General features: G+C 63.5%; 22 protein-coding genes and 4 tRNA genes. 15 read left to right on the forward strand and 11 right to left on the reverse strand.

What is annotated here, in order from left to right:
* Window positions 1-15: 15 nt before the first annotated feature.
* The 4 genes from ACEN42_RS04935 to earP all read right to left on the reverse strand — a co-directional run bounded on the left by ACEN42_RS04935 (window position 16) and on the right by earP (window position 4,151).
* A complete protein-coding gene (locus ACEN42_RS04935) occupies window positions 16-1,410 on the reverse strand; it encodes a sigma-54 dependent transcriptional regulator (protein WP_035501655.1) in 1,395 nt (464 codons plus the stop codon).
* A 158-nt stretch (window positions 1,411-1,568) separates the two neighbouring features.
* A complete protein-coding gene (locus ACEN42_RS04940) occupies window positions 1,569-1,919 on the reverse strand; it encodes a BON domain-containing protein (protein WP_187605784.1) in 351 nt (116 codons plus the stop codon).
* 263 nt (window positions 1,920-2,182) lie between these two features.
* Window positions 2,183-2,740: an elongation factor P gene (gene efp, locus ACEN42_RS04945; protein WP_035501653.1), complete on the reverse strand. Its 558-nt coding sequence runs from the start codon at window positions 2,738-2,740 to the stop codon at window positions 2,183-2,185.
* Window positions 2,741-2,993: 253 nt separating this feature from the next.
* A complete protein-coding gene (earP, locus tag ACEN42_RS04950; RefSeq protein ID WP_371880784.1) occupies window positions 2,994-4,151 on the reverse strand; it encodes an elongation factor P maturation arginine rhamnosyltransferase EarP in 1,158 nt (385 codons plus the stop codon).
* 103 nt (window positions 4,152-4,254) lie between these two features.
* Here earP and uvrC point away from each other — a divergent pair, with 103 nt between their 5' ends.
* The 6 genes from uvrC (at window position 4,255) to ACEN42_RS04980 (ending at window position 8,209) form a co-directional block, all read left to right on the forward strand.
* Window positions 4,255-6,348 (forward strand): excinuclease ABC subunit UvrC, encoded by a 2,094-nt coding sequence (gene uvrC, locus ACEN42_RS04955; RefSeq protein ID WP_371880785.1) that lies wholly within the window; start codon window positions 4,255-4,257, stop codon window positions 6,346-6,348.
* Window positions 6,349-6,458: 110 nt separating this feature from the next.
* A complete protein-coding gene (gene pgsA, locus ACEN42_RS04960) occupies window positions 6,459-7,055 on the forward strand; it encodes a CDP-diacylglycerol--glycerol-3-phosphate 3-phosphatidyltransferase (RefSeq protein WP_035501650.1) in 597 nt (198 codons plus the stop codon).
* Window positions 7,056-7,209: 154 nt separating this feature from the next.
* Window positions 7,210-7,285 (forward strand) — tRNA-Gly (locus ACEN42_RS04965).
* Between the two features lie 86 nt (window positions 7,286-7,371).
* Window positions 7,372-7,447: transfer RNA gene (locus ACEN42_RS04970), tRNA-Gly, on the forward strand.
* Between the two features lie 78 nt (window positions 7,448-7,525).
* Window positions 7,526-7,599: transfer RNA gene (locus ACEN42_RS04975), tRNA-Cys, on the forward strand.
* Between the two features lie 115 nt (window positions 7,600-7,714).
* Window positions 7,715-8,209 (forward strand): GNAT family N-acetyltransferase, encoded by a 495-nt coding sequence (locus ACEN42_RS04980; RefSeq protein ID WP_371880786.1) that lies wholly within the window; start codon window positions 7,715-7,717, stop codon window positions 8,207-8,209.
* On the opposite strand, the gene ACEN42_RS04985 is transcribed toward ACEN42_RS04980, so the two are convergent.
* Both ACEN42_RS04985 and ACEN42_RS04990 read right to left on the reverse strand, forming a co-directional pair.
* The gene (locus ACEN42_RS04985; protein WP_371880787.1) at window positions 8,204-9,082 is read right to left on the reverse strand and encodes a cytochrome c oxidase assembly protein; all 879 of its coding nucleotides are present in this window, start codon (window positions 9,080-9,082) and stop codon (window positions 8,204-8,206) included. The genes ACEN42_RS04980 and ACEN42_RS04985 overlap by 6 nt on opposite strands.
* A gap of 2 nt (window positions 9,083-9,084) precedes the next feature.
* Complete coding sequence (locus ACEN42_RS04990; protein ID WP_371880788.1) at window positions 9,085-9,714, reverse strand: SCO family protein; 630 nt, start codon at window positions 9,712-9,714, stop codon at window positions 9,085-9,087.
* Window positions 9,715-9,978: 264 nt separating this feature from the next.
* On the opposite strand from ACEN42_RS04990, the gene otsB reads away from it, so the two are divergent.
* Entirely contained in the window at window positions 9,979-10,731 is a 753-nt protein-coding gene (otsB, locus tag ACEN42_RS04995) for a trehalose-phosphatase (protein WP_371880789.1), read from the forward strand.
* A complete protein-coding gene (otsA, locus tag ACEN42_RS05000; RefSeq protein ID WP_371880790.1) occupies window positions 10,728-12,113 on the forward strand; it encodes an alpha,alpha-trehalose-phosphate synthase (UDP-forming) in 1,386 nt (461 codons plus the stop codon). Before otsB ends, otsA begins: the two co-directional genes overlap by 4 nt.
* Before the next feature lie 56 nt (window positions 12,114-12,169).
* Here the strand turns inward: otsA and ACEN42_RS05005 are convergent, their stop codons facing one another.
* Complete coding sequence (locus ACEN42_RS05005; protein WP_238215407.1) at window positions 12,170-14,050, reverse strand: ABC transporter ATP-binding protein; 1,881 nt, start codon at window positions 14,048-14,050, stop codon at window positions 12,170-12,172.
* 810 nt (window positions 14,051-14,860) lie between these two features.
* On the opposite strand from ACEN42_RS05005, the gene ACEN42_RS05010 reads away from it, so the two are divergent.
* From ACEN42_RS05010 to ACEN42_RS05020, 3 genes are all read left to right on the forward strand, one after another.
* A complete protein-coding gene (locus ACEN42_RS05010) occupies window positions 14,861-15,925 on the forward strand; it encodes a glycosyltransferase family 4 protein (RefSeq protein WP_238215405.1) in 1,065 nt (354 codons plus the stop codon).
* Window positions 15,926-16,144: 219 nt separating this feature from the next.
* Entirely contained in the window at window positions 16,145-16,975 is an 831-nt protein-coding gene (locus tag ACEN42_RS05015; protein WP_371880791.1) for a hypothetical protein, read from the forward strand.
* Between the two features lie 63 nt (window positions 16,976-17,038).
* Window positions 17,039-17,512, forward strand: a complete 474-nt coding sequence (locus ACEN42_RS05020; RefSeq protein ID WP_238215400.1) for a DUF2214 family protein — start codon at window positions 17,039-17,041, stop codon at window positions 17,510-17,512.
* A 91-nt stretch (window positions 17,513-17,603) separates the two neighbouring features.
* On the opposite strand, the gene ACEN42_RS05025 is transcribed toward ACEN42_RS05020, so the two are convergent.
* From ACEN42_RS05025 to ACEN42_RS05040, 4 genes are all read right to left on the reverse strand, one after another.
* Window positions 17,604-17,678, reverse strand: a tRNA-Val gene (locus ACEN42_RS05025).
* Window positions 17,679-17,747: 69 nt separating this feature from the next.
* Window positions 17,748-18,485, reverse strand: a complete 738-nt coding sequence (gene dnaQ, locus ACEN42_RS05030) for a DNA polymerase III subunit epsilon (RefSeq protein ID WP_371880792.1) — start codon at window positions 18,483-18,485, stop codon at window positions 17,748-17,750.
* A gap of 18 nt (window positions 18,486-18,503) precedes the next feature.
* On the reverse strand, window positions 18,504-18,965 hold the full coding sequence (gene rnhA / locus ACEN42_RS05035; RefSeq protein ID WP_371880793.1) for a ribonuclease HI: 462 nt from the start codon (window positions 18,963-18,965) through the stop codon (window positions 18,504-18,506).
* Window positions 18,965-19,798 (reverse strand): class I SAM-dependent methyltransferase, encoded by an 834-nt coding sequence (locus ACEN42_RS05040; RefSeq protein WP_187605770.1) that lies wholly within the window; start codon window positions 19,796-19,798, stop codon window positions 18,965-18,967. The genes rnhA and ACEN42_RS05040 overlap by 1 nt, the downstream gene beginning before the upstream one ends.
* A gap of 27 nt (window positions 19,799-19,825) precedes the next feature.
* Between ACEN42_RS05040 and gloB the strand changes: the two genes are divergently transcribed.
* From gloB to carA, 4 genes are all read left to right on the forward strand, one after another.
* Window positions 19,826-20,659: a hydroxyacylglutathione hydrolase gene (gene gloB, locus ACEN42_RS05045; protein WP_371880794.1), complete on the forward strand. Its 834-nt coding sequence runs from the start codon at window positions 19,826-19,828 to the stop codon at window positions 20,657-20,659.
* Between the two features lie 161 nt (window positions 20,660-20,820).
* On the forward strand, window positions 20,821-22,476 hold the full coding sequence (locus ACEN42_RS05050) for a transglycosylase SLT domain-containing protein (RefSeq protein WP_371880795.1): 1,656 nt from the start codon (window positions 20,821-20,823) through the stop codon (window positions 22,474-22,476).
* 109 nt (window positions 22,477-22,585) lie between these two features.
* The gene (locus tag ACEN42_RS05055; protein WP_371880796.1) at window positions 22,586-23,833 is read left to right on the forward strand and encodes a nitrate/nitrite transporter; all 1,248 of its coding nucleotides are present in this window, start codon (window positions 22,586-22,588) and stop codon (window positions 23,831-23,833) included.
* Window positions 23,834-24,177: 344 nt separating this feature from the next.
* Window positions 24,178-25,320 (forward strand): glutamine-hydrolyzing carbamoyl-phosphate synthase small subunit, encoded by a 1,143-nt coding sequence (carA, locus tag ACEN42_RS05060; RefSeq protein ID WP_238288576.1) that lies wholly within the window; start codon window positions 24,178-24,180, stop codon window positions 25,318-25,320.
* Window positions 25,321-25,331 lie beyond the last annotated feature (11 nt).

Genomic DNA, 25,331 nt, shown 5'->3' on the forward strand with positions numbered 1-25,331 from the left:
TGGCGCCGCGATGAATCACGACGATTCCAGCTTCATCCTCTGCAGCTTGTTGTAGAGCGTCTTCGGGCTGATGCCGAGCAGCGTGGCCGCGCGATGACGCGTGCCGCCGACCGCTTCGAGCGTCGCGCGGATCAGCATGTCTTCGACATCCGCGAGCGCCGTGCCGACCGTCACCTGCACGCTGCTTCCGTTCAGGCCACGTCCGCCGAGGCCGCCCGGCTCATCGACGCGCAGCGTCTCGATGGTTTCGCCCGACGCGTGATACGCGCGCCGCACGCGCTCGCGCATTTCGCGCACATTGCCCGGCCATTCGCTCGTGATGCACTCGCGAATGAACGCCGGACTGATGCGCTTCGGCGAGCCGCTCGTGATCCCGGCGATGTGATTCTCGCGGTTCAGTTCGTCGACGAGCGTTTCCGCGATCAACGCGATGTCGTCGTCGCGATCGCGCAGCGGCGGCAACATGATCGACGACGCCGACAGGCGCTGAAACAGATCCTCGCGCATCGCGCCGCTCGCGACCGCCTCGCGCATCGGCAGGCGCGACGCGGCGATCAGCCGGAAGTCCGTCATGATGCGATTGCTGCCGCCCACGCGCATGAAGGTCTGCGAATCGAGCGCGCGCAAGAGCGCTTCTTGTTGAGCGGGAGGCAGCGAATCGATCTGGTCGAGGAACAGCGTGCCGCCGCCCGCCTGTTCGAGCAGGCCCGGCTCGCGGTTCTCCGCGCCGGCGAACGCGTTGCGCTCGTGGCCGAAGAGGATGCTTTCCATCGAGCGCTGCGAGCCGTCGCTATTGCGGCTCGCGGAGCAATCGAAGGTGACGAACGGGCCTTTGCGTCGACGGCTCAGCTGATGAATCGTGCGCGCCGCGATCTTCTTGCCCGTGCCCGGCTCGCCGCAGATCAGCACGGCGGCTTCCGTCGGCGCGGTGTGCTCGATCAGATCGTAGACGTGCTGCATCGCGGCGCTGCGGCCGATCATGTCGCCGAAATGGCCCAGCTCGCGCAACGTCGAACGCAGCGCCTGGACTTCCTCGGTGAGCTCGTACGGTCGCGGTATGCGCGCGAGGAGGCTGCGCAGACGCGGAATGTTCACCGGTTTCAGGAGATAGTCCCAGATGCCGTGCCGCAGACCTTCGATCGCGCTTTCGACCGTCGCATTGCCGGTCATCACGATGACGGGCAACGCGCCATCGGGTGGTTGCGAGGGCAGGCTCGGCAACAGGTCGAGGCCGGAGCCGTCCGGAAGATTCAGGTCGATCAGCACGACATCCGGAATGAAGCGGGTCAGCGCGGAGCGCGCCTCGGCGAGCGTCGTCGCTGTATCGACGGAAAAGCCGTCTGCCGTGAGGATCGCGGACAGGCCGGAGAGGCTATTAGGATCGTCTTCGACAATCAGTGCGTGTGGCATGGCGGACCAACGTATCAAAGTGGACTGTAGTGCGCCGTCTCCGCGTGGGATCGGGCGGTTCGTGGGCGGGAAACGGCGCCTCGTTCCGGCGTCTGGCGCGTCACCCGCTGCGGTTTTCGTCCTGCGTTACTCGTTCGTCATCTCGGGTGCTGCGCGCGTCATTGCGGCCTGAGATGCAATTCGTTGCTGACGGATTGCACGCCCGGCACGCCACGCGCCACGGCGAGCGCTTTTTGAATCTGTACCTCCGAATCCACATATCCCGACAACTGCACGACGCCGCGATAGGTCGCGACGCTCATCGGCAAGACCTTGAGCGCCGGATCCGCGACGAGCGCGGCTTTCACACGCGCGGCAAGCGCTGCATCGTCGGTGGCGATATCGCTGCCTCCGTTCGTGTTCGCCGATGTCGCCGGGGTGGACTTGCAGCCGGCAGTGAAAGCGAAGGCGGGCAGGGCGAGCGCCGCGACGATCAGAAACCGGCTCTGGATGAAAGGCGTGCTGTGCATGTCGGTTCTGAATTCTGGATTTGCACGTTCGAGCAGAAATCGTGCCAAGCAGTTAATTTTGCCGATGGAAGCGAATCGCGCGGGCCGGGCGCGGATGCTTGCGTCGATTGTCGACAAAACTTATCGGGGCGCGACCGGTAAAGTTTGCCTGAATTTGTCAAAAAATTCATGCAAAAGAAAAAGCGCCCGCGAAGGGGCGCTTTTTTGGAATGGCGGCGAGCCGTTGCGGCGGCCGCTCTGCTTACGATGCGGCGGCGCGAGGCTTACGCGCGGCTGCGATATTCGTTCGTGCGGGTGTCGATTTCGATCTTGTCGCCGATGTTGCAGAAGAGGGGCACTTGCAGCTCGAAACCCGTGTTCAGCTTGGCGGTCTTCAGCACCTTGCCCGACGACGTGTCGCCCTTGACGGCCGGTTCCGTGTAGACGATCTCGCGAACCAGCGTGGTCGGCAGTTCGACCGAGATGGCCTTCTCGTTGTAGAACACGACTTCGCAAGCCATGCCGTCTTCGAGGTAGTTGAGCGCGTCGCCCATCATTTCGGCTTCGACTTCGAACTGGTTGTAGTCGGCGTCCATGAAGACGTACATCGGGTCCGCGAAGTACGAGTACGTCACTTCCTTGCGGTCGAGCACGACGACGTCGAACTTGTCGTCCGCCTTGTAGACGGTTTCCATGCCGGCGGCCGTCAGCAGGTTCTTGAACTTCATTTTGACGACCGCGGAGTTGCGGCCCGATTTGTTGTACTCGGCGCGCTGCACGACCATGGCATCGTTGCCGATCATGACGACGTTGCCGACGCGGAGTTCTTGTGCGGTCTTCATAAAACTAGGTCCTGTACAAAAGGATTTGGCTTGAATGCCTGGAATGAATCGATCGGACGGCGGCGCTGCCGGTTTTTATTGCCGCCACCGTGCGAGAGTTCTGGCTAACGAGGGAGGGACGCGCCTTCGGGCGGACCCGCGCGGCGTAATGTTGAAACTGCAACCTGCTTCCTCGGATAACCGCTTATTTTAACTGACTTTTTGCGTGTTTGGCCAGTCGCATGGCGCGGCGGGAAACGCCGTGAGTCGATGCTCATCGGCCCAGACGCGAGGCCGCATGGGCGACGAGATTGCCCGCCAGATCGCCGACCCCCGCCAGTTCCTTCGCCCAACGAGCCGCGCACGTCTCCAGCTTTTGCCGATGACGCCAGAAATCGGCCCAGTCGGGCACGCCCGCGCCGTTCCACGCGTGCCAGAAGCGCGCGACGGCTTCGCGGGCGGACGGATCGAGCGTGCCCGTGTAATGCGCGAGCGCGGCGTCGAGTTTCGGCAGATGGGCGTCGTCGGCCTGCGGATAGATTTGCCAGACGAACGGCTTGTGCGCCCATTGCGCGCGCACGAAGGAATCCTCGCCGCGCACGAAGTTGATGTCGGCCGCCCAGAGCAACTCGTCGAAGCGCGGCTGCTCGACGAAGCCGAGCGCGTGCGCCCGCAACGCGCCCGCACTTGCCGACGCGCCGGCCGCAAAGTTCGGCAGGCCGAAAAAGCGCGCGAGCGCGCCGGAAATGCGGCCTTCGGGCACGAGCAGGACGACGGGCGCGTCGGCGTCGCGCCATTGCGCGAGCAGCGCATCGACCGCCGGATTTTCATAGGCGAAGAGCGACACGACCGTTTCGCCGTCGCCCGGACGCTCGATGCCGACGCGCTCGCGCCACCATGCGTGCGCATCGAAGTGCTCGCGTCGCGTATCGAGATCGCGCTCCTTCAGCACGCCGCCCGTGCCCTTCCCGAGGCCCGGAAAGAAGAAGCTCTTGTCGAGCGGATAACGCGGGTGCGGAGACGGCCGCATGTGGAAATCGGCGACCCAGTCCTCGCCGCTCAGGTACTCGAGATTGATCCAGACGGGCTTCGGCTCGCGGCGCGCCATCGCGGCGATGTACGCGTGCGGCAATTCGCACCCGAACGCCTCGATCACGACATCCGGAATGGCGAGCGTATCGCCTGCGTGCGACGGCTCGTGCCAGCGCTCGATCGTGACGCCCATCGCATCCTGACGCGAAAGTGCCGCGTCGACCTCGGGGCAGAGCGCATGGAAGACCTTCAGGTCGTCGACGAAAAGGCGCACGCGCCAGCCGTGCTCCGCGCGCAACTGCCGCGCGAGACGCCAGCACACGCCGATGTCGCCGAAGTTGTCGACGACTGCGCAGAAGATGTCGCAGGCGAGTTCCGGGTCGGCGGGATGTGGAGTCATGAGGATGAAGGCGCGCGGTTTAATGTTCTAAACTGGCGATTCTAAGATAACGCGCCTGGCACGGCTCACCGTCGTGCCGATGCTTTTCCGTCCCCCTTGCTGTATGACTGACACCGACGCCTCCCCACCGGATTTCGACTCGAAAAAGACGCTCGCGCAATTGCCGCATCTGCCCGGCGTGTACCGCTATTACGACGGCGACGGCAACGTGCTCTACGTCGGCAAGGCGCGCAACTTGAAAAAGCGCGTGTCGAGCTACTTCACGAAGACGCTGCATTCGCCGCGCATCGCGATGATGGTCACGCGCATCCGCAAGATCGAGACGACCGTCACGCGTTCGGAAGCCGAAGCGCTGCTGCTCGAGAACAATCTCATCAAGGCGCTCGCGCCGCGCTACAACATTCTCTTTCGCGACGACAAGTCGTATCCGTTTCTCAAGCTCACGGGCCACAAGTTTCCGCGCATGGCCTACTATCGCGGCGCGGTCGACAAGAAAAACCAGTACTTCGGCCCGTTTCCGAGCGCGTGGGCGGTGCGCGAGAGCATCCAGATCCTGCAGCGCGTATTCCAGTTGCGCACGTGCGAGGACTCGGTCTTCAACAACCGCACGCGGCCGTGCCTCCTGCATCAGATCGGGCGCTGCACGGCGCCGTGCACGGGGCTCATCACGGAAGAGGACTACGCGCGCGATGTGTCGAACGCATCGCGCTTTTTGCTCGGGCGTCAGGGCGAAGTGATGAAGGAGCTGGAGCAAAAGATGCACGCGTTCGCCGCCGATCTGAAATTCGAGCAGGCCGCGGCGGTGCGCAATCAGATGAGCTCGCTGTCGACCGTGCTGCATCAGCAGGCGATCGAAGTCGGCGGCGAAAGCGACGTCGATATCCTCGCGGTCGTCGCGCTCGGCGGCAAGGTCTGCGTGAATCTCGCGATGGTGCGCGGCGGCCGGCATCTCGGCGACAAGGCGTATTTCCCGGCGCACGTCGAAAGCGCGATAGCGCTGGACGATGAAGACGATCTCCCCGATGTCGCCGATCTCCCCGAAGTCGACGAAGCGGAATCCGGCGCGCCCGTTGCAGTTGAGTCTTCCGCGCAGACGAGCGTCGAGCCGGTGCAAGCCGATCCGGAAGCCGAACCCGAACCGCGCGAAGGCGCGCTCGAATCCGAAGTGCTCGAAGCCTTCATGGCGCAGCATTACATCGGCAATCGCGTGCCGCCGGTGCTCGTCGTGAGTCATGCACCGTCGAGCCGCGAGCTCGTCGATCTGCTGACGGAGCAGGCCGGCCACAAGGTCACACTGCTGCGTCAGCCGCAGGGCCAGAAACGCGCGTGGCTCTCGATGGCCGAAAACAACGCGAAGCTCGCGCTCGCGCGGCTTCTTTCGGAGCAAGGCTCGCAGCAGGCGCGCACGCGCTCGCTGGCGGAGACGCTCTCCATGGAGATGGACGATCTCGCGCAACTGCGCATCGAGTGCTTCGACATCAGTCATACGATGGGCGAGGCGACGCAGGCGTCGTGCGTCGTGTATCACCATCACACGATGCAGTCGGGCGAATACCGGCGCTACAACATCAACGGCATCACGCCCGGCGACGACTACGCCGCGATGCGCCAGGTGCTCACGCGCCGCTACGAGAAGATGGTCGCGCAGGCAGCCGCGAACGCGAACGACGAAGCGACGACCCTGCAACCCGACGATGCCGCCGATCCCAACGTCACGCCCGATGCCGCCGAACCCGTGGCCGCGGGCGGCACGCTGCCCAACATCGTGCTGATCGACGGCGGCAAGGGGCAGGTCGAGATCGCGCGGCAGGTTTTCTCCGAGCTCGGGCTGGATCACGGCATGCTGGTTGGTGTTGCGAAGGGAGAAGGGCGCAAGGTGGGACTCGAAACGCTGGTGTTCGCCGACGGCCGCAGCGCGCTCGAGCTCGGCAAGGAAAGCGCGGCGCTGATGCTCGTCGCGCAGATCCGCGACGAGGCGCACCGCTTCGCGATCACCGGCATGCGCGCGAAGCGGGCGAAAGCGCGACAGACTTCGCGGCTGGAAGAGCTGGAAGGTGTCGGTGCAAAACGGCGTCAGCGGTTGCTGTCGCGCTTCGGCGGATTGCGCGGCGTGCAGGCGGCGAGCGTCGAGGACCTGGCGAGCGTCGAAGGCATTTCGCTCGCGCTCGCGCAGCAGATTTATCGTCAGTTGCATTGAGCCGCGAGAGCCGGCTGCGAGGCGCGCTGCGCGGGCGGCGCGCCTTGTGAGCGCGGAGTCGACGCGGCACAATGGCGGCTTCCTTACACGTCCATCAAGCGCTTTCGCCCATGCCGTTCAATCTACCGATCTTCCTGACGTGGCTGCGAATCGTGCTGATTCCGCTCGTGGTGGGCGTGTTCTATTTGCCGGACATGATGATGAGCCCGGAGCATCGCAACCTGCTCGGCATGCTTATCTTCGTGCTCGCCGCACTCACCGACTGGTTCGACGGCTTTCTTGCGCGCAAGCTCAATCAGACGTCTTCGTTCGGCGCGTTCCTCGATCCGGTCGCCGACAAGCTGATGGTCACGGCCGCGCTGCTCGTGCTCGTGCAGCTGTCGCGGCTGAATGCGGTGATCGCGCTCATTATCGTCGGACGCGAGATCACGATTTCCGCGCTGCGCGAATGGATGGCGCAGATCGGCGCATCGAAGAGCGTCGCGGTGAATCAGCTCGGCAAGTTCAAGACCGTATGCCAGATGGTCGCGATTCCGATGCTGCTGTTCTACGGGCCGCTGAAGATCGCCGGCACGCCCTGGATGATCGACACGCGCGTATGGGGCTTGTGGCTCATCTACGTCGCGGCGTTCCTCACCGTCTGGTCCATGCTCTACTACATGAAGCTCGCGTGGCCCCAGATTCGCGAGCGCGGCGGCATGCTGTGAGACGAGCGATCGGCACATTGCAAAAATTGCGCCGAGCCGAAAAATTCCTCTCACAAAACAGTTGACAGCCCTCTTTGGCTTCTACATAATCTCGTTTCTCTGATGCACGGCGCGACGCAATAAGCGAAGCAACAGCAAAAGAGCAGCAGTAAATGCGGGAGTAGCTCAGTTGGTAGAGCGCAACCTTGCCAAGGTTGAGGTCGCGAGTTCGAGACTCGTCTCCCGCTCCAGATTTTGAAGGTTTGATGTCATCGGCGCTGAATTGGCAAAGCGCAACGGGGCATCGGAACCGGCAGTTTCAGCATTGCAGGATATTGCGGGAGTAGCTCAGTTGGTAGAGCGCAACCTTGCCAAGGTTGAGGTCGCGAGTTCGAGACTCGTCTCCCGCTCCAGTCAAAGGGGAAGCCAAGCTTCCCTTTTTGTTTGGTGATTTAGCCGACATCATGCCGGTAAGCACCAAAACCGCTTGTGGCGCGGTAGCAAAGCGGTTATGCAGCGGCCTGCAAAGCCGTTTAGACCGGTTCGACTCCGGTCCGCGCCTCCACTTGAAAAGCCCTGATTCGTCAGGGCTTTTTTCTTTTCGGCACGCCGGCATCCAGCTGATTCTGCGTCCCGTCGCGGCACGGCATAATTGCCATACTTCTGCCACACAAATCCAAATGACCGACCAACTCTCCGAACTCGAATGGCGCTGGAAGCGCTTCGACGACCTGACGACCACCGAGGTGTACGACATGCTCGCCGCGCGCAGCGCCGTGTTCGTCGTCGAGCAGAATTGCGTGTATGGCGACATCGACGGACTCGATGTCGATGCGTGGCACCTCTTCGCATACGGCAAGGGCGAGAAGCGTCCCGCGCTCGCGGGCTACCTGCGCGTGCTGTTGCCGGGACACCCGGACGAGAGCGAGAAGGAAGTACGCATCGGCCGCGTGCTGACGACGGCCAGCTTTCGTGGCCTGAAGCTCGGCAACGCGATGCTCGAGCGCGCGCTGGAGCACATCCTGAAGCAATGGCCGGATCAGCCGGTCAGCCTGCATGCGCAAGCGCATCTGCAGCGCTTCTACGGCGCGTTCGGCTTCGCGCCGTCGTCGGGTCTGCATGACGAAGACGGCATTCCGCACGTGTGGATGCGCCGCCCCGGCTTCGGTTCATGAAGTCGTGGCCTTCGGGCCGTTGACCGGCGCACCCGCGCCGCGTCCGACACGTTCCTTTCTCAGCCGCGATCGCGCCGACAGCCGCAACCAGTGGCGTAGCGCGATCAGCGCGCCGATGACGCTCATCATCGATCCGGGAATCCACAGCAAGAGGCCGCCGATCTGCTGATCGCGCATCGGCGTGATCCACGTGAACGCGCGGCCGCAGATCGAATAGATCGGATACAACTCGTGCGGCGTGAAGAAGATATAGGCGCCGAGAATGATCTGCGGCGGAATCGCGGCGATCACGACGAGAACGCGTCTGCCGGGCGCGAGCCGCGCGGGCGGCGCCGGGCGCGGATCCAGAATCAGCCACCAGAACAGCAGGCCGTCGATCACCATGCTCCAGTTCATCACGCGATAGAGCCGGTAATCGAGCATCGCCTTGAAGTGGATCGGCGAAAGCAGCCAGAAGTAGATCAGCCCGACGAACAGCGCGACCGCGATCACGGGATTGAACACGATATCGAAGAACACGCGCGCGACGCGGCTCTGCGCGGCCGGGCGCAGCCAGCGTTGCCGCCATGCGAACGGAACGCCCGCGCGCAAAGCCGCGCCGGGATACGACAATGCGATCAGGAACGGCCCGAGATGATGCAGCACGAGATGCTGCAGCCGATGCATGAAGAATTCATGCTCGAAGAAATAATCGAGGCGCGTGTGGAGCGCGACATAAAGGGCGATCAGGCCGAACCAGAACGCGATGCGACGCGACACCGACACGCGCGCATGCCGCGCGCCGCGCGCGAACAGAATCCCCGCGACGAGCACGGCGATCACGACCGTCGGCGACGGCTCCCACGGATCGAGCCAGTAAAGAAGCGCGCTCATCGTCAGGCGTCCTTCGCGTGGATCACGCGTTTCAGATCGTTCGCGATGGCGTCGATGGAATCGTGGTCGGTCGCGAGCAGGCGCGCGTGACCGGCGGCATCGAAGATATAGACGGCCGAGCTATGCGTGACCTCGTACTCGCCGTTCGGGTCGCGCTTTTCCATCTGATACGCGATGCGATAGCGCTGCGCGACCGATTCGATCGCGCGCTCGGTGCCGGTCAGGCCGACGGCGTGTTTGTCGTCGAACGCGCGCACGTAGGAGCGCAGGAGCGCGGGCGTGTCGCGCGCCGGATCGACCGAGACGAACACGATGCGCGTCCTGTCCGCGTCCGCGCCCACGCGCTGGAGCACCTGCATGAGGCGCGCCATCGTTTCGGGGCAGACGTCGGGACAATGCGTGTATCCGAAGTAGACGAGCGTTGTTTTGCCCGCGAACGATTGTCCGGTGACGGGCGCGCCGCCATCGTCGACGAGCGAGAAGTCCAGGTCCGGCAAATGGCCCGATATGTCGGTCAATTGCCACGGCTCGGCGGGCCTGGAGCACGCGGCGAGCGCGCACAGCGAGAGAAGGGCGATGAAGCGCCGCAGTCGCATGGACCGCGCGGCGAGATGGAGAAACGAAGCGTGCATCGGAGATCGCGTTGCAGGATGATTCGATATGAACTCCGTCGCAAAATACACGCCTTTTGCCGCGCTGCCAGCGCATCATGTCGCCATTAGACTATTTTTGAGACGATTTGCCGCATGACTGAGGCGCGCTGAAAGGGCTCGCGGCGAAGGTTGTAAGCTAAGAGCTTTCTTACCCGAAAGCGTTCGCGCGGTAAGATGCGCACGCATTGCGACGTCCCAAGCGGGCGCGCGCCACATCACAGGCAAACCACAGGCCAAAGATCGATGCCAAATCTTCCCGATTCCCTGTCTCTTGCCGAGACCGCCTTCTTCTTCGATTTCGACGGCACGCTCGTCGAGCTCGCGTCCACGCCCGACGGCATCTTCGTGCCGCGCTCGGTGCCCGACATCCTGGCCGCGCTCAGGCGCGCGACCAACGGCGCGGTGGCGGTCGTATCGGGGCGCGGCATCGACAATATCGATTCGTTCCTGCAGATGCCCGATCTGCCCGTCGCGGGCATGCACGGCGCGGAACGGCGCGATTCGAACGGCGACGTGCAGCGCATCGGCTTCAACGACGAGCGGCTGCTGCGCATGGAGCACGCGCTCGAGAAGGTGGTCAGCGCGAATCCGGGCATGCTGCTCGAAATCAAGGGCGCGGCGCTCGCGCTGCATTACCGCAACGCGCCCGACCGCGAGCCGGCCGCGCGTGCGGCCACCGAGAAGCTGGTCGCGGAATACGCCGACGCCTACGTGCTGCAACCCGGCAAGATGGTCTACGAGATCAAGCCGAAGGACGTCGACAAGGGTCGCGCGGTGCGCGCGTATATGAACGAGCCGCCGTTCACGGGCCGCAAACCGGTGTTTATCGGCGACGATCTCACCGATGAAAAGGGCTTTGCGGTGGTCAACGAATTCGACGGGCTTTCGGTGAAGATCGGTCCGGGCGACACGGTGGCGCGCTCGCGTATCGAATCGGTCGAATTGCTGCTGGACTGGCTGCAGGTGATCGCGGGCACGGCCGGGAAGCACGCGTGAGCCGGCTGATCATCGTTTCGAACCGCGTCGCGCCGATTTCCGAAGGCGGCCCCGCGGCGGGCGGTCTCGCGGTCGGCGTGTACGACGCGTTGAAGGAAACCGGCGGCATGTGGTTCGGCTGGAGCGGAGACGTGCTCACGTCTCATCCCGAAGGCATCAAGCTGGAAGAACACGGGCCGGTGACCTTCGCGACCATCGGCCTCGTGCGCCGCGACTACGACCAGTACTATCGCGGCTTTTCCAACGCGACCTTGTGGCCCGCGTTTCACTATCGGCCGGACCTGATCGAGTTCGATCGCCACGAATACGATGGCTATTGCCGCGTGAACCGCTGGCTCGCGGAGCAGCTCGCGCCGCTGCTCCGACCCGACGATGTAATCTGGGTGCACGACTATCACCTGATTCCGTTCGCGCAGGCGCTGCGCGCGCTGGGCGTGAAAAATCGCATCGGCTTCTTTCTGCATATTCCGTTTCCGGCGGCGCAGATTTTGTTGAGCGTGCCGCGCCATCGCGAACTGGTGGAAGCGCTGTGCGCGTTCGATCTCCTCGGTTTTCAGACGGAGCCCGATCTGCGCGCGTTCTGCGATTACATCGAAACCGAGGCGGGCGGCTCGCTACGGCGCGATGGCGCGAAGCCGGTCGAGGTGCGCGCGTTCGGCCAAACGCTGCGCGCCGCGGCGTATCCGATCGGCGTCTATCCCGACGAGATCGCCGCGCTCGCGAAAGACGGCGAAAGCGGGCGTGACGTCGAGATCGTCAAGGCGACGCTGCATCATCGCAAGCTCGTGATGAGCGTCGATCGCCTGGATTATTCGAAGGGCCTCGTCGAGCGGTTTCGCGCGTTCGAGCGGCTGATCGAGCACGATTCGCGTCAGCGCAACAACGTGTCGTTTCTGCAGATCGCGCCGCCGACACGTTCCGATGTCGATGCCTATCGCGACATGCGCTTCCAGCTCGAAGCGGAATCGGGCCGCATCAACGGCCGATACGCCGAGCTCGACTGGACGCCGATTCGGTATATCCATCGTCAATATGAACGGCCGGTGCTCGCGGCGCTGTTCCGCGAGGCGCACGTCGGCCTCGTCACGCCGTTGCGCGACGGCATGAATCTCGTCGCGAAGGAATACGTTTCGGCGCAGGATCCGGACAATCCCGGCGTGCTGGTGCTGTCGCAGTTTGCGGGCGCGGCGCGCGAGCTGACGGCCGCGCTCATCGTCAATCCGCTCGACATCGACGATATGGCCGATGCGCTCGCCACCGCGCTCAAGATGCCGCTCGACGAACGCAAGGCGCGCTACGGCGAGATGATGCAGCAGCTTCGCGAGAACAACGTCTCCGTCTGGCGCGACAACTTTCTACGCGATCTGAAAGCCGGCGCGTAGGCGCAAAAAAGCCGTGTTTCCTCACGAAAACACGGCTTTCTCTACGGGTGTTGCGTTCAGGCGGGCTGCTTGTGCGGCGTCGCGACGATCGACGGCAGCTTGCCGTGCTGCTTCGCCAGCAACTCGCGATACAGCCCCGGGCGATCGCGCAATTCCTGCGGCGAGCCGTCGTCGATGACCTTGCCCGCGCTCATCACGATGATGCGATCGAAGTTCTGCAGCGTCGACAGACGGTGCGCGATCGCGATCACCGTGCGGCCGACCATCAGACGGTCGAGCGCCTGCTGGATCGCTTCTTCGGATGCGCTGTCGAGTGCGGAGGTGGCTTCGTCGAGCAGGAGAATGGGCGCGTTCTTCAGGATCGCGCGGGCGATCGCGATGCGCTGGCGCTGGCCGCCCGACAATTTCACGCCCCGGTCGCCGACGATCGTGTCGAAACCTTCCGGCATCGCTTCGATGAAGTCCGTGCAGCGCGCCTCGCGCGCGGCGGCGAGCACTTCCTCGCGGCTCGCCTCAGGACGGCCGTAAGCGATGTTCTCGAACACGGTGCGGTGGAACAGCGAAATATCCTGCGGCACGAGCGCGATCGCATGGCGCAGGCTGTCCTGCGTGATCGCGCCGATATCCTGGCCGTCGATCTTGATGCTGCCTTTCTGCGTCTCGTAGAACCGTTGCAGCAGCGCGAGCACGGTCGATTTGCCCGCGCCCGATTTGCCGATCAGACCCACGCGCTGACCCGGCTCGATATGCAGATGGAAGTTGTCGAGAATCGGGCGGCGGCGCGGATACGCGAACGTGACGTTGTCGAAATCGACGCGGCCGCCTTGCGGCACGAGTTCGGTCGCGTCCGAGCGATCCGGCATGCCGTGCGGCTCGAGCAGGGTCTGGACGGCTTCGGCGAGACGCGCGACGTGCTGGGTGACATCGACGAGCGCGACCGCCAGATCGCGCGTGCCGTGCAGAATCGTGAAGCCGAGCGAGCTGACGAGCACGATATCGCCCGAAGTCGCGCGCCCTTGCGACCACAGCCACAGAGCCCAGCCGAGCAGGCCGGCGGAGAGAATCGCCGTGACTACCGCGTGGAACAGGCGCAGTTTTTCGAGGTATAGAAGACTCTGCTGACGCGCGACCATTTCGGCCTTCACCGTCGAGCCGAAGCGCTTTTGCTCGCGGAACGTCATGCCGAATGCGCGCACGAGCGCCATGTTGCCGATCACGTCGACGAGCTCGCCATCGACCGACGCCGCCTTCGACGCAAAGCTGTGATGCCTTGCCGAGCCGCGCTTCGCCAGGCGATAAAGGATCAGCGCGAGAATCACCGACGCCGACATCAGGCCGGCGGCCATCAGCGGATTGACGGAGACGATCATCACGATCGCGCCCAGCACCGCGATGCACGGCGGCAGGACGTTCCACGCCATCACGTTTTCGGAGGTGTAGATCGCGTTCGACGTGGCCGTGATCCGGCTCGCGAGCATGCCCGGCTGCTTCTCGGAGAAGTACGTTGGCGAGTGACCGGACAGGTACGAGAACAAATCCTTGCGCAAGTCGCCGGTGACGATCACGAATACATGCGCGCCGACCCAGCCGCCGACCCGCCAGAGCAGGTTGTCGGCGGCGATCAGCCCGACAAGGATCATGAACGCGCCCCAGAGCGGCCCGGGATGCCCGCGGCCTTGTCCGAGCACATCGATCAGATGCTTGATCGCGTACTGGGAGGCGAGGGCGCAGCCGACGGCGGCGAATACGCTGAAGAGCACGATGGCATGCGCGACGGGATGCCGGCGGATGTAGCGGAGCAGGAACGCGAGCGGCCGATGCGCGTAGCTCGAAAGCTTCGCGTTGTGCGCGTTACGCTGGGAGACGGTGAGTTGGTCCAATGGTCTTTTTTGGTCGTAGAGCGGTTGAGCGTATGTTGCGCCTTCGGGCAGTGCCATGCGCGGTGTCGACTGCGGCAACCGGCATGCGATGCGTCGCCCGATCCGGCGCGACTGACGTCAAGCGAGGCGACGCTGCGCCGTCTCCATCACGAATTGTAGCCAGTATCGCGGCGGGGCAACGCGTTCTCGGGCATATGACGTTCGGCCTATGTGGCCGTCCGAACGTCGCCCGTGGCGAAAATTGGGTTGCCGCCCGGCCTTCAGGCCTGCCGGACGCACGGCTGACGGCATGGGCGCGCATTGTAAGCATATTGCGCAGCTTTTTGCGATGAAACGCTCGCCGGGCAGGCAGACATCTCGAAGAGCACGCGACGCGCCAGCCTTCGGGCTTGGCAGGCGCAATCGATCAGAAGCCATTGTTTGCCGCGGCGACCGGCGCATGCCGCGACAAGCCCGTGCTCCAATGTAGAACAACCTTAATAAACAGGGGTTTGCAAAATGTATCCCCCGTGTAACAAGGTAAATAAGTTGAAATGACTGCCGTTGTGACTCTGTAAAAAGCTCCATAATCCGATCCGGGTTTGCCCTTAGGTTTCCGACAGGTTTTTGCAAGTTCCCGTCAACCGACGAAGCAGATGCGCGTTAATTGCTGGCGCGCGGCGATTTTCGAGATGTGGAACCGCACTTGCTTGGTCCGAACGCCAGCGCGACAAACCGGTGATCAGCGACCCCGCTTTTTCACTCGAGCATCAGCCATAGCGCCGCGGCCACCGCGCCGCGGGAAGCTTCGCCCGAGCCGAGCGATTCGCTCTCCAACGTCAACATGACTGTAGTACTTGCCTGATCTTTCATTAGGAGTTTCACGACATGCGAATCGCTCAAATCGCGCCCCTCCACGAGGCTGTTCCGCCGAAGCTGTATGGCGGCACGGAACGCGTGGTGTCTTATCTGACCGAGGCACTCGTGGATGCTGGACACGATGTCACGCTCTTCGCGAGCGGTGATTCGCAGACGTCCGCCAAGCTCGAAGCATTCTGGCCGCAGGCACTGCGCCTCGATCCGACCATCCGCGACACGATGGCGCCGCACATGCTTCTGCTGGAAGAAGTTCGCCGCCGCGCGGACGAGTTCGACGTGCTGCACTTCCACATCGACTACTACCCGTTCTCGCTGTTCGCGCGCCAGCCGGTGCCGTTCCTGACGACGATGCATGGCCGTCTCGACCTGCCCGAGCTCCAGCCGATCTTCAACACGTTCAACGACGTGCCGGTCATCTCGATCTCGGACAACCAGCGTCAGCCGCTGCCGCAGGCGCACTGGCTGTCGACGGTGTACCACGGTCTGCCGGAAAACCTGCTGAAGCCGATCCCGAACGTGAAGCCCGGTTACCTCGCGTTCCTCGGCCGCATTTCGCCGGAAAAGCGCGTTGACCGCGCGATCCGCATCGCGCAGGCCGCGGGCATGAAGATCAAGATCGCTGCGAAGCTCGACAAGGCCGACCGCGCGTACTACGAAGAAGAGATCAAGCCGCTCTTCGCGCTGCCGCACGTCGAATACATCGGTGAAATCAGCGAAGCCGAAAAGACCGAGTTCCTCGGCAACGCGCACGCGCTGCTGTTCCCGATCGACTGGCCGGAGCCCTTCGGCCTCGTGATGATCGAAGCGATGGCTTGCGGCACGCCGGTGATCGCGTTCAACCGCGGCTCGGTGCCGGAAGTGATCGAAAACGGCGTGTCGGGTTTCGTCGTGGAAGACGAACTCTCAGCGATCGCCGCCGTCAAGCGTCTCGACACGTTGTCGCGCGAGAAGGTCCGCGGCGCGTTCGAATCGCGGTTCTCGTCGAAGGTGATGGCGAAGAATTACGTCAACGTGTACGAAGAATTGCTGCGCCAGAAGCGCCGCACCGTTCTGCGCGAAGTCAACGCGAGCTAAGTAAGTCTTGCCGCGCTGCGCGGCATCGGCTGTAAAACAACGCCCCGCGTGCCTCAAGGCACGCGGGGCGTTGTCGTAATAGCACACTTGGGTCTGCCTTTCGCGCGCCAGACCGCGCTACGGTTGTCAAACCTCTGACGACATCCGTAATCTCCCTATAATGACCGGGCTTCGCGATGCGCGGAGCGGCATGCAATGTTCGTGGACAGGAGTGTTCTTTTGGCGAGACCCAAGCAAATCAGCGCGAGCCCGGTTCCGGGCGCCGGCACCGTGTTCGCATTGCGTGCGATCGGACTGGTGCTCGCGGCGCGTTGGGCGTTTTCGATGTCGCAGATGGGCTATTTGTCCTCGCTGCGCGCGATGACGTCGTCGCCGTGGGCGTGTGTGAACCTCGTCCTGATTTTTCTCCTGATCGTGCTACCGGGCGCGACGGCGCGCATGGAGCGCCCGCTGCATCCGCTGCCGCAGTGGTTGCGGCAGGCCTTGCGCTTCATCGCGCTTCTGGCATTCGGCTTTGCGATGTTTTCCGTCGGCGCGTTCATCTGGAGTTCCGGATGGCGGCGCTTTACGCAAGCGCTCGCCGAGACCAACGGCTGGCTCGTCGTTGGCCCGGCGCTCTATGCGGTCGTCATGTGGATCTGTCGGCCGCGCGCGCTCTGGCGCACCAATGCCGCCGCGCGGCGTTTCGCGATCGGCCGCTATGCGATCTCGCTCGATCCCGTCACGCGGACGGCGGTCGTCTGGGCGGAGAGCCGCAAGCTCGGCCAGTACGATGCGCGTGAACTGTCGGTGAAATGGCCGGCGCCGTCGCCGGATGTATCGCCGTCAACGACGATGCTCACGCCGGCTACCGAGCCCGCCGGCCCGTCGATTCGCGCAAGCGGCGAAGTGCGGCGGGGCGTGTTCGCGCGGCCGCCGAAGGTCGAGTTGTTGTGGGACTCGCCCGCCGCGGCCGGACATAATCGCACCACCGTGTTCCGCGCGCCGCTCGCCAGCGAGGGCGACCGCAACGCGGCGCGCGCGCTCGATGTGACGCTGCGTCAGATCTGAATCGTTCGCCTTCGCAAGCCGAACTGCCGTGCACGTCGTTCCTGTCTCTTCAGGGAGGAAAGGATGCTGATACGTTGGACGCTGGCCGCGCTTCATCTTCTTGCTTTCGGTTTCGCGCTCGGCTCGGTGCTCGCGCGCGCTCGCGCGTTGCGGCATCTCGATGCCACGCAGTCCATTCAGGCGAACGAACTGCGGTTGCGCGACGTGTTCCGCTCGGATTCGGTGTGGGGCGTCACCGCGATCGTGCTGATCGTGACGGGCGTGACGCGCGCGTTCGGCGGATTTGAAAAAGGGGCCGCGTACTATTTGCACGAGCCGCTTTTCCATTTGAAGATGACGGTGCTCGTCGCGATTTTGCTGATCGAGGTTTCACCGATGCTCGCGCTGATTCGCTGGCGCATCGCGCTCGCGCAGGGAGGGGCGATCGATCTGACGCGCGCGCGGCGTTTTGCGTGGATGAGCGATCTCGAAGCCGGGCTCGTGATGGTGATGGTGATCGCCGCGAGCGGGATGGCGCGGGGCGTATGGGCGTCGTAACCGCATTCGGTGACGGAAAATGAAAAAGGCCCAAGTCGTGAGACTTGGGCCTTTTGTTCTTCGGTGCTTGTCTTTACCAACACCAGAATTCTGGTGGGTAGTACTGGGATCGAACCAGTGACCCCTGCCGTGTGAAGGCAGTGCTCTACCGCTGAGCTAACCACCCGAAGAGAAACGAGATTATGTCAGGCGTTTCGCGTTTCGTAAAGACCCTGTTAAGCCGAATTCGAAAAAATTATGCGGGAACGGCGTCGCCTTCGGCCGGCGCCGGTTCCGTGCGCCATACGCTCGTGCCTTTGAGCGCCTTGTCGAGATCGGTCAGCACGGCTTCGTGCGCGGCAAGCTCTTCCTTGCTCGCGACGATCACCGGCAAATCCAGATCGTCGAGCGCGATGCGCGACGTCGAGACCGAGCCCGACGCGGGCTGGTCGCCGAGCATGTCGATGACGAGGCTTTCCTGGCCGCGCGTCATCGCGAGATAGACCTCCGCGAGCAACTCCGAGTCGAGCAGCGCGCCGTGCAGCGTGCGATGCGCGTTGCTGATGCCGAAGCGGTCGCACAGCGCGTCGAGCGAATTGCGCTTGCCGGGGAACATCTGCTTGGCCTGCGCGAGCGAGTCGATGACGCCGGCGCATGTTTCGGAAACCTTTGGCAATCCGAGCAGCGCGAACTCCGCGTCGAGAAAGCCGACGTCGAAGGGCGCGTTATGGATGATCAACTCGGCGTCCGCGATGAAATCGCGCAACTCGGCAGCGATCTCCGCGAACTTCGGCTTGTCGCTCAGGAACTCGGTCGTGAGACCGTGCACGGCGAGCGCGCCGGGATCGCTGTCGCGCTCCGGGTTCACGTACAGATGCAGATTGTTGCCGGTGAGCCGGCGGTTGATTAGCTCGACGCAGCCGATTTCGATGATCCGGTCGCCCGTCCTCGCGTTCAGGCCGGTGGTTTCGGTATCCAGTATCAGTTGGCGCATAGATGACGTGTGGTTTGATTAGCTGTCCGCGAGCGAGGTCACGCCACGATTGGCGAGCGCATCGGCGCGTTCGTTCTCGGGATGTCCGGCGTGGCCCTTGACCCAGCGCCACTCGATTTCATGCTGAGCGACGAGGCCGTCGAGCCGCTTCCAGAGATCGGCATTCTTGACGGGCGTCTTCGCGGCGGTCATCCAGTTCTTTCTCTTCCAGCCGTGGATCCATTCGCTGATGCCTTTTTGCACATATTGCGAATCGGTGTGGATGATCGCGTGGCACGGGCGCTTCAACGCCTCGAGCGCGGAGATCACGGCCATCAGTTCCATGCGGTTGTTGGTGGTCGCGGCTTCTCCGCCGAACAGTTCCTTTTCCTGCGTGCCGAAACGAAGCAGGGCGCCCCAGCCGCCGGGCCCCGGATTGCCTTTGCAGGCGCCGTCCGTGTAGATGTCGATTACCTTGTTCGATGTGGGTTCTTGAGTCATCAATGCTCGTTGCGAGTCTCGTTGCGCGTGTGCGGAGCCGCGACCGGCGCGAGGCCGGGCGCGAGCGCGGTTTTTTTCAGCTTGCGGGGACCGATGACGCGCATGCCGCGCACGCGTTTCACGGCCGTGATCATGTACGCCGCGCCGAAGATGGGCCACCAGCGGTCGCCAGCGGCTTCCATGAACTCATAGCGTTGCAGCCACTTGTCCGTGACGAGCGGCGGACGATAACAGCCGAAGCGCCCGCGTTCAAGATCGAATCCGAGCAGCTTGATCCAGTCCTTGATGCGCGTGAACGCGATCATCTCGTGCGCCGACGGCACGAACGGCCGGCCCGCCACCTTGCCGAGCGATTGCCGCGCGCCCCACAGACTCAGCGAATTGAAGCCGAGGATGATCAACTGGCCCTCGGGTACGAGCACGCGTTCGGCTTCACGCAAGAGCCGATGCGGGTCCGGCGAGAATTCGAGCGTGTGAGGCAGTACGAGCAGATCGACGCTTTGCGCTTCGAAGGGCAGGTCGAGCAGATCGCACCACACGGTGCTGCGGCCATCAGGTGCGCTCGCCGCGGGTAGCGCGCTCACGCCGGGCGTCGTGGCGCGCGGCGGCGTGTAGGGCGCGCTCGATGCGCTTTCCGCGTCGAGCACGAGCGCGCGGCCGGTCATGCGATTCTCACGCAACGCGTCGAGTTGCGGCATGCCGAGCTGCAGCGCGTGATAGCCGAAGATGTCGGACACCACGTGATCGAGCTGCGCCTGCTCCCATTCGAGCACGTAGCGTCCGGGCGCCGAGCTCGTCCAGGTGGGCCAGTCTATAATCGGTCGGTCAGACATGTTCGAATTGCCGCATAGAAAATCGCCATGAATTCGCTTGCCAAGAATCTATCTGCTCAGGATGCACTCGAATACGTGCCGGTTCCGGCGTTCGAGGACAACTACATCTGGCTCGTATCGGACTCGCGCGATGCGGTCGTGGTCGACCCCGGTGACGCCGCGCCCGTGGAGGCGTATCTCGCCAGGCGCGGTTGGCGACTGACCGCTATTTTACTCACGCACCATCATCAGGACCACGTCGGCGGCGTGAAAGCGCTCCTCGATAGCCGATCGGCAGAGGGTGGCATTCCCGTCTACGGCCCGGCCAGCGAGCGTATCGAGCATCTGACCCAGCGCGTCACGGGCGGCGATACGGTGCGCATCGCGCATCCGGCGCTCGAACTTTCCGTGATCGACGTGCCGGGCCATACGGCCGGTCACATCGCTTACTTTCAGGCAGGCGATCCGGGCGGCACGCCGCATCTCTTTTGCGGCGACACCCTGTTCGCGAGCGGCTGCGGCCGACTTTTCGAAGGCACGCCGCAGCAGATGCTCGCCTCGCTCGACGCGCTCGCCGCGTTGCCCGAGAACACGCAGGTTCACTGCGCGCACGAATACACGCTGTCGAACATCAAATTCGCGCGCGCATGCGAGCCGGACAACGCCGCGCTCGCGCGCTGGAGCGACGATGCACAGACGCTGCGCGCCGCAGGCAAGCCGACTTTACCCACGACCATCGGCCACGAGAAGGCGGTAAATCCGTTCTTGCGCTCAGACGTTCCGGCGATTCACGCGACGCTCTCGTCACAGTTCGGCACCCCGGTTTCCGGCCGTCTCGAAGCGTTTCGAATGATGCGAGGCTGGAAGGATAAGTTCCGCTAACCGAACGCTTTTAGGGATAACTTCAACCGAAACGTTGGAATCGCCGTTAGATGCAGGATTTTGCAGGGGTTTTGCGCGCATTCTTATTGACGTCTTAGGTGCTGTTCCGTACTATCGGCTGCAAATTTCCAAGCATTATTTTGTGGAAGCAGAGACGTTCCATGCGACTAACCCTTAGCGCGCTGTCCGTCCTGATGCTCGCCGCGTGCGCGAGCCAGGGGCCTACAGCGTCAGATCCTTTATCAGCTTCAGCCACTACCGCCGCTTCGCAGCAACAGCAGCAGCAAGTCGCCGACACCATCCGCCGCACCGCAGCAGCCAAGGAAACCATCGACGTCGACAAGACGCCCGTGACTTCGCTCGCTGGATCGTCCGATCTCTGGAACCGCATTCGTGGCGGTTTCCAGATTCCCGATCTGCAAAGCGATCTCGTCGACATGCAGGTCAACTGGTACGCGCAGCGCCCGGACTACGTCGAGCGCATGACCACGCGCTCGCAGAAGTACCTCTATCACATCGTCGAGGAACTCGAGCAGCGGCACATGCCGACCGAGCTGGCGCTTCTGCCGTTCATCGAGTCGGCTTACAGCCCGCAGGCGCTGTCCGTCGCGAAGGCCGCGGGCATGTGGCAGTTCATGCCGGGTACGGGCCGCGACTACAACCTCAAGCAGAACATGTGGCAGGACGAGCGCCGCGACGTGCTCGCATCGACGAGCGCCGCGCTAGACTATCTCTCGCGTCTGCACGACATGTTTGGCGACTGGCATCTCGCGCTCGCCGCCTACAACTGGGGCGAGGGCAATGTGCAGCGCGCGATCGCGCGCAACGAGGCGGCGGGCTTGCCGACCGACTACGAAAATCTGCGCATGCCCAACGAGACGCGTAACTACGTGCCGAAGCTGCAGGCCGTCAAGAACATCGTGAGCAACCCGCAGATGTACGGCCTCGCGCTGCCGGACATCCCGAATCACCCGTATTTTGTGACGGTCACGACGGCGCGCGACATCGACGTGACGATGGCCGCCAAGCTCGCCGCCATGAGCGTGGAAGAATTCCGCTCGCTCAATCCGTCGTTCTCGAAGCCCGTGATTCTCGGCGCGACCAATCCGCAGATTCTGCTGCCGTTCGACAACGCGGCTTCGTTCCAGCGCAATCTCTCGTCGTATTCGGGCGCGTTGTCGTCGTGGACCACGTACACCGTGACCGAGCGGTCACGCCCGGCGGCGATCGCCGAGAAAATCGGCGTGGACGCGGACACGCTGATGTCGGTCAATCGCATTCCGGCGGGCATGCGTCTGAAGCCTGGTTCGACGATTGTCGTACCACGTACGGACGACGACGATGAAGACATCAGCGCCGACGTCGCCGCAAACGCGATGCTCGCGATCGAGCGCGACGTGCCCGACACGCGTCGACTCGTGATCCGCGTTCGCCGGAAGCAGGCCGTCAGCACGTTGGCGGATCGTTACAACGTATCGCCGGCGCAGGTGCGCGCGTGGAACCGTACGCACGGCGATATGATCATGCCGGGCCAGGTGGTCGTCCTGCACGTGCCTTATGGCCGTCCGGTGCCGGCCGAGCCGGGTCCGGCGCGCCTGGAGACGGTGGCGGCGTCGAGCCGTTCGTCGGGCGGCGTGTCGAAGATCGGCACGCGAGTGCCGGAATCGAAGTCGTCGCGCGGCGGCAAGGCAACCGCGCATTCGTCGGGCAAGGTGACGAAAGTGTCGGCTTCGACGGCATCGCACGCGGCAAAGCCCGCCGCCACGGCCAAGACCGTGAAGCCGGCCGCATCGACGAAGACCAGCAAGAAGAAATAAGGCCGGCGTTTCGGCGAAGCGCTATCCCACGCCGTCACCAAGGTGACGGCGTTTTCTTTTGGCGACGCCGCTAAACTGGCGGTCCATAAGAATGAAGCGTCCGTTTCACATGCCTTCCACACGTCTCCGTGTTTTTCTCCTGTTCGCCGCCGGATATTTCGTCTCGTACGTGTTCCGCGGGGTCAATCTCGGCTTCGCGCCGCTCATCACGCACGAGCTGGGTCTGTCCGCGGCCGATCTGGGTCTTCTCACCTCGCTGTATTTCATCGGCTTCGCGCTGGCGCAGATTCCGGTCGGCGTGTTGCTCGATCATTTCGGCCCGCGCCGGGTGACGGCCAGCATGCTGGTGTTCGCGGCGGCTGGCATCTGGGTGTTCGGTGCATCCCACGGGCTCGCGGGGCTGATGATCGGCCGGTTCCTGATCGGTGTCGGCGTGTCGGTGTGTCTGAGCGCGGCCTTCAAGGCGTCGGCGCAACATTTCGCGCTCGCGCGCCTGCCGCTCATCAACGGACTCACGATGGCCGTTGGCGGACTGGGCGGGGTCGTCGTCGGATCGCCGCTCGCATCGCTTTTGCATCTCGCGAGCTGGCGGCAGGTGTGCGTGGGACTGGGCGTGTTCACGGTCGCCGTCGCTGCCGCGATCGTCCTGTTCGCACCGCGCAAGGCGGAGGCCGAGCCGCATCATCGGGCGGACGTCGTCACCCAGTTCAAGGGCACGTGGCTAATCCTGAAAAGCGGCGTGTTCTGGAAGATCGCTTCGTTTTCTGTCGTCACGCAAGGCGTTTTCTATGCGATGCAATCGCTATGGATTCGCCCCTATTTGCTCGATGTAATGAATCTCGCGCCCGCTCACGCCGCAGCGCTCGTGTCTGTTCTCGGCTTCGCGATGATGTTCGGCTGCGTCGGCTTCGGCGCGGCGGCGCGCGGCATGGAGCGGCGCGGCGTTTCGGTGTATGCGTTCTGCGGCGCCGGCATGGTGCTGTTCGTCGTGACGCAAGTGTTGATGGTGCTGCGCGTGCCGCTGCCGCCGTCCGTGCTGATTACCGCATACGGGATTTTCGGCGGGACGGGCATTCTGAGCTACGCAGTCGCCGCCGAGTATTTTCCGTCGCACATGATCGGACGCGCGCACACGACGCTCACGCTCGTGATTTTCCTGTTGATTTTCGGCTTCCAGGTGGGTGTCGGTGCGATGCTTTCGCTCTGGCCGTCGGATGGCGGACGCTACCCGGCGTCGGCGCATCTGACGGTGTGGATCGTGCTGATTGGGCTGCAAGTCGCGAGTGCAGTCTGGTACGTTTTTCCGAGCCGCGTGCTGCACAAGTCCGATCGAAAAGTAGAGCGCACGGCGCACTGACCGGCACGCGCGAGGCAGGCGGTACGCAAGCGGACGCTTCCGAAATCTGGCGAATGCGACGTTTTCGCGCTATAATTCGAAGGTTTGAGCATATCAACCCGCACCCTAGCGCCTACCTCCCATTCACCGTCGTTCGCTGCGCATGAACTGCGCGCCGCACGGTGCCGATCGCACGCTTGAATTCGTCGATGCCACGCGCAAGCGTGCCGGTTCGAGCCACGATGCGCGCACAGCGAGCCGCCGCTTTCACTGCGAAGGAAACCCTCGTTCTTCGAGCGACGGGAGGCCAAGCCTGAATTTCGGACAGACAGGTCGGTAACAGGGTGTTCCCCAAGGAGCTTCCCGTGTTGCCGTCATTTTCCCCCGCACTCCTCGCACTTGCCGACGGCACGGTCTTTCGTGGTCAATCGATCGGCGCGCCCGGTTCGACGATCGGTGAAGTGGTGTTCAACACCGCCATCACCGGTTATCAGGAAATCCTGACCGATCCGAGCTATGCCCGCCAGATCGTCACGCTGACCTATCCGCACATCGGCAACTACGGCGTGAACGCCGAAGACGTCGAAGCCACCAAAGTCCATGCCGCCGGCCTCATCATTCGTGATCTGCCGGTGCTCGCTTCGAACTTCCGCTCCGAGCAATCGCTCTCCGATTATCTGAAGGCGCAAGGCGTCGTCGCCATCGCGGGCATCGACACGCGCAAGCTCACGCGCATCCTGCGCGAGAAGGGCGCGCAGAACGGATGCATTCTCGCCGGCACCGACGATGAAGCGAAGGCGCTCGGCCTCGCGCGCTCGTTCCCGGGTCTCGCAGGCATGGACCTCGCGAAGGTCGTGTCGACGCAAGAGAACTACGAATGGACGCAGACCGAATGGCGTCTCGGCAGCGGCTACGGCAAGCAGGAAGCGCCGAAGTTTCGCGTCGTCGCGTTCGACTACGGCGTGAAGTTCAACATCCTTCGCATGCTGGCCGAGCGCGGTTGCCACGTGACGGTGCTGCCGGCGCAATCGAGCGCCGCTGACGCGCTCGCGCTGAATCCGGACGGCATCTTCCTCTCGAACGGCCCGGGCGATCCGGAACCCTGCGACTACGCGATCCGCGCCACGCGCGAGTTCATCGAGCGCGGCATTCCGACGTTCGGCATTTGTCTCGGTCACCAGATCATGGGTCTCGCCGTTGGCGCGAAGACGATGAAGATGAAGACGGGCCACCACGGCGCGAACCATCCGGTGAAGGACATGGAAGACGGCCGCGTGGTGATCACGTCGCAGAACCACGGCTTCGCGGTCGATGCATCGACGCTGCCCGCCAACGCGAAGGTCACGCACGTCTCGCTGTTCGACGGCACGTTGCAAGGTTTCGCGCTCACGGATAAGCCCGCCTTCTGTTTCCAGGGTCACCCGGAAGCGTCGCCCGGCCCGCACGACATCGCGTATCTGTTCGACCGCTTCATCAAGCTGATGGAGTCGGCGAAGGTCGCCGCTTAAAAGTACCGAAC

It is taken from the genome of Caballeronia sp. S22 (assembly GCF_964261745.1).
Classification (GTDB): domain Bacteria; phylum Pseudomonadota; class Gammaproteobacteria; order Burkholderiales; family Burkholderiaceae; genus Caballeronia; species Caballeronia jiangsuensis.

Coding starts and splice junctions, on each gene's coding strand:
- ACEN42_RS05055 (WP_371880796.1), top strand. CDS start 22,586: ATGCCTTCCACACGTCTCCGTGTTTTTCTCCTGTTCGCCGCCGGATAT.
- dnaQ (WP_371880792.1), bottom strand. CDS start 18,485: ATGCGCCAACTGATACTGGATACCGAAACCACCGGCCTGAACGCGAGG.
- earP (WP_371880784.1), bottom strand. CDS start 4,151: ATGACTCCACATCCCGCCGACCCGGAACTCGCCTGCGACATCTTCTGC.
- ACEN42_RS05050 (WP_371880795.1), top strand. CDS start 20,821: ATGCGACTAACCCTTAGCGCGCTGTCCGTCCTGATGCTCGCCGCGTGC.
- gloB (WP_371880794.1), top strand. CDS start 19,826: ATGAATTCGCTTGCCAAGAATCTATCTGCTCAGGATGCACTCGAATAC.
- uvrC (WP_371880785.1), top strand. CDS start 4,255: ATGACTGACACCGACGCCTCCCCACCGGATTTCGACTCGAAAAAGACG.
- ACEN42_RS04985 (WP_371880787.1), bottom strand. CDS start 9,082: ATGAGCGCGCTTCTTTACTGGCTCGATCCGTGGGAGCCGTCGCCGACG.
- pgsA (WP_035501650.1), top strand. CDS start 6,459: ATGCCGTTCAATCTACCGATCTTCCTGACGTGGCTGCGAATCGTGCTG.
- ACEN42_RS05005 (WP_238215407.1), bottom strand. CDS start 14,050: ATGGCACTGCCCGAAGGCGCAACATACGCTCAACCGCTCTACGACCAA.
- ACEN42_RS04935 (WP_035501655.1), bottom strand. CDS start 1,410: ATGCCACACGCACTGATTGTCGAAGACGATCCTAATAGCCTCTCCGGC.
- ACEN42_RS05010 (WP_238215405.1), top strand. CDS start 14,861: ATGCGAATCGCTCAAATCGCGCCCCTCCACGAGGCTGTTCCGCCGAAG.
- otsB (WP_371880789.1), top strand. CDS start 9,979: ATGCCAAATCTTCCCGATTCCCTGTCTCTTGCCGAGACCGCCTTCTTC.
- rnhA (WP_371880793.1), bottom strand. CDS start 18,965: ATGACTCAAGAACCCACATCGAACAAGGTAATCGACATCTACACGGAC.
- ACEN42_RS05040 (WP_187605770.1), bottom strand. CDS start 19,798: ATGTCTGACCGACCGATTATAGACTGGCCCACCTGGACGAGCTCGGCG.
- ACEN42_RS05020 (WP_238215400.1), top strand. CDS start 17,039: ATGCTGATACGTTGGACGCTGGCCGCGCTTCATCTTCTTGCTTTCGGT.
- ACEN42_RS04980 (WP_371880786.1), top strand. CDS start 7,715: ATGACCGACCAACTCTCCGAACTCGAATGGCGCTGGAAGCGCTTCGAC.
- ACEN42_RS04940 (WP_187605784.1), bottom strand. CDS start 1,919: ATGCACAGCACGCCTTTCATCCAGAGCCGGTTTCTGATCGTCGCGGCG.
- efp (WP_035501653.1), bottom strand. CDS start 2,740: ATGAAGACCGCACAAGAACTCCGCGTCGGCAACGTCGTCATGATCGGC.
- ACEN42_RS04990 (WP_371880788.1), bottom strand. CDS start 9,714: ATGCACGCTTCGTTTCTCCATCTCGCCGCGCGGTCCATGCGACTGCGG.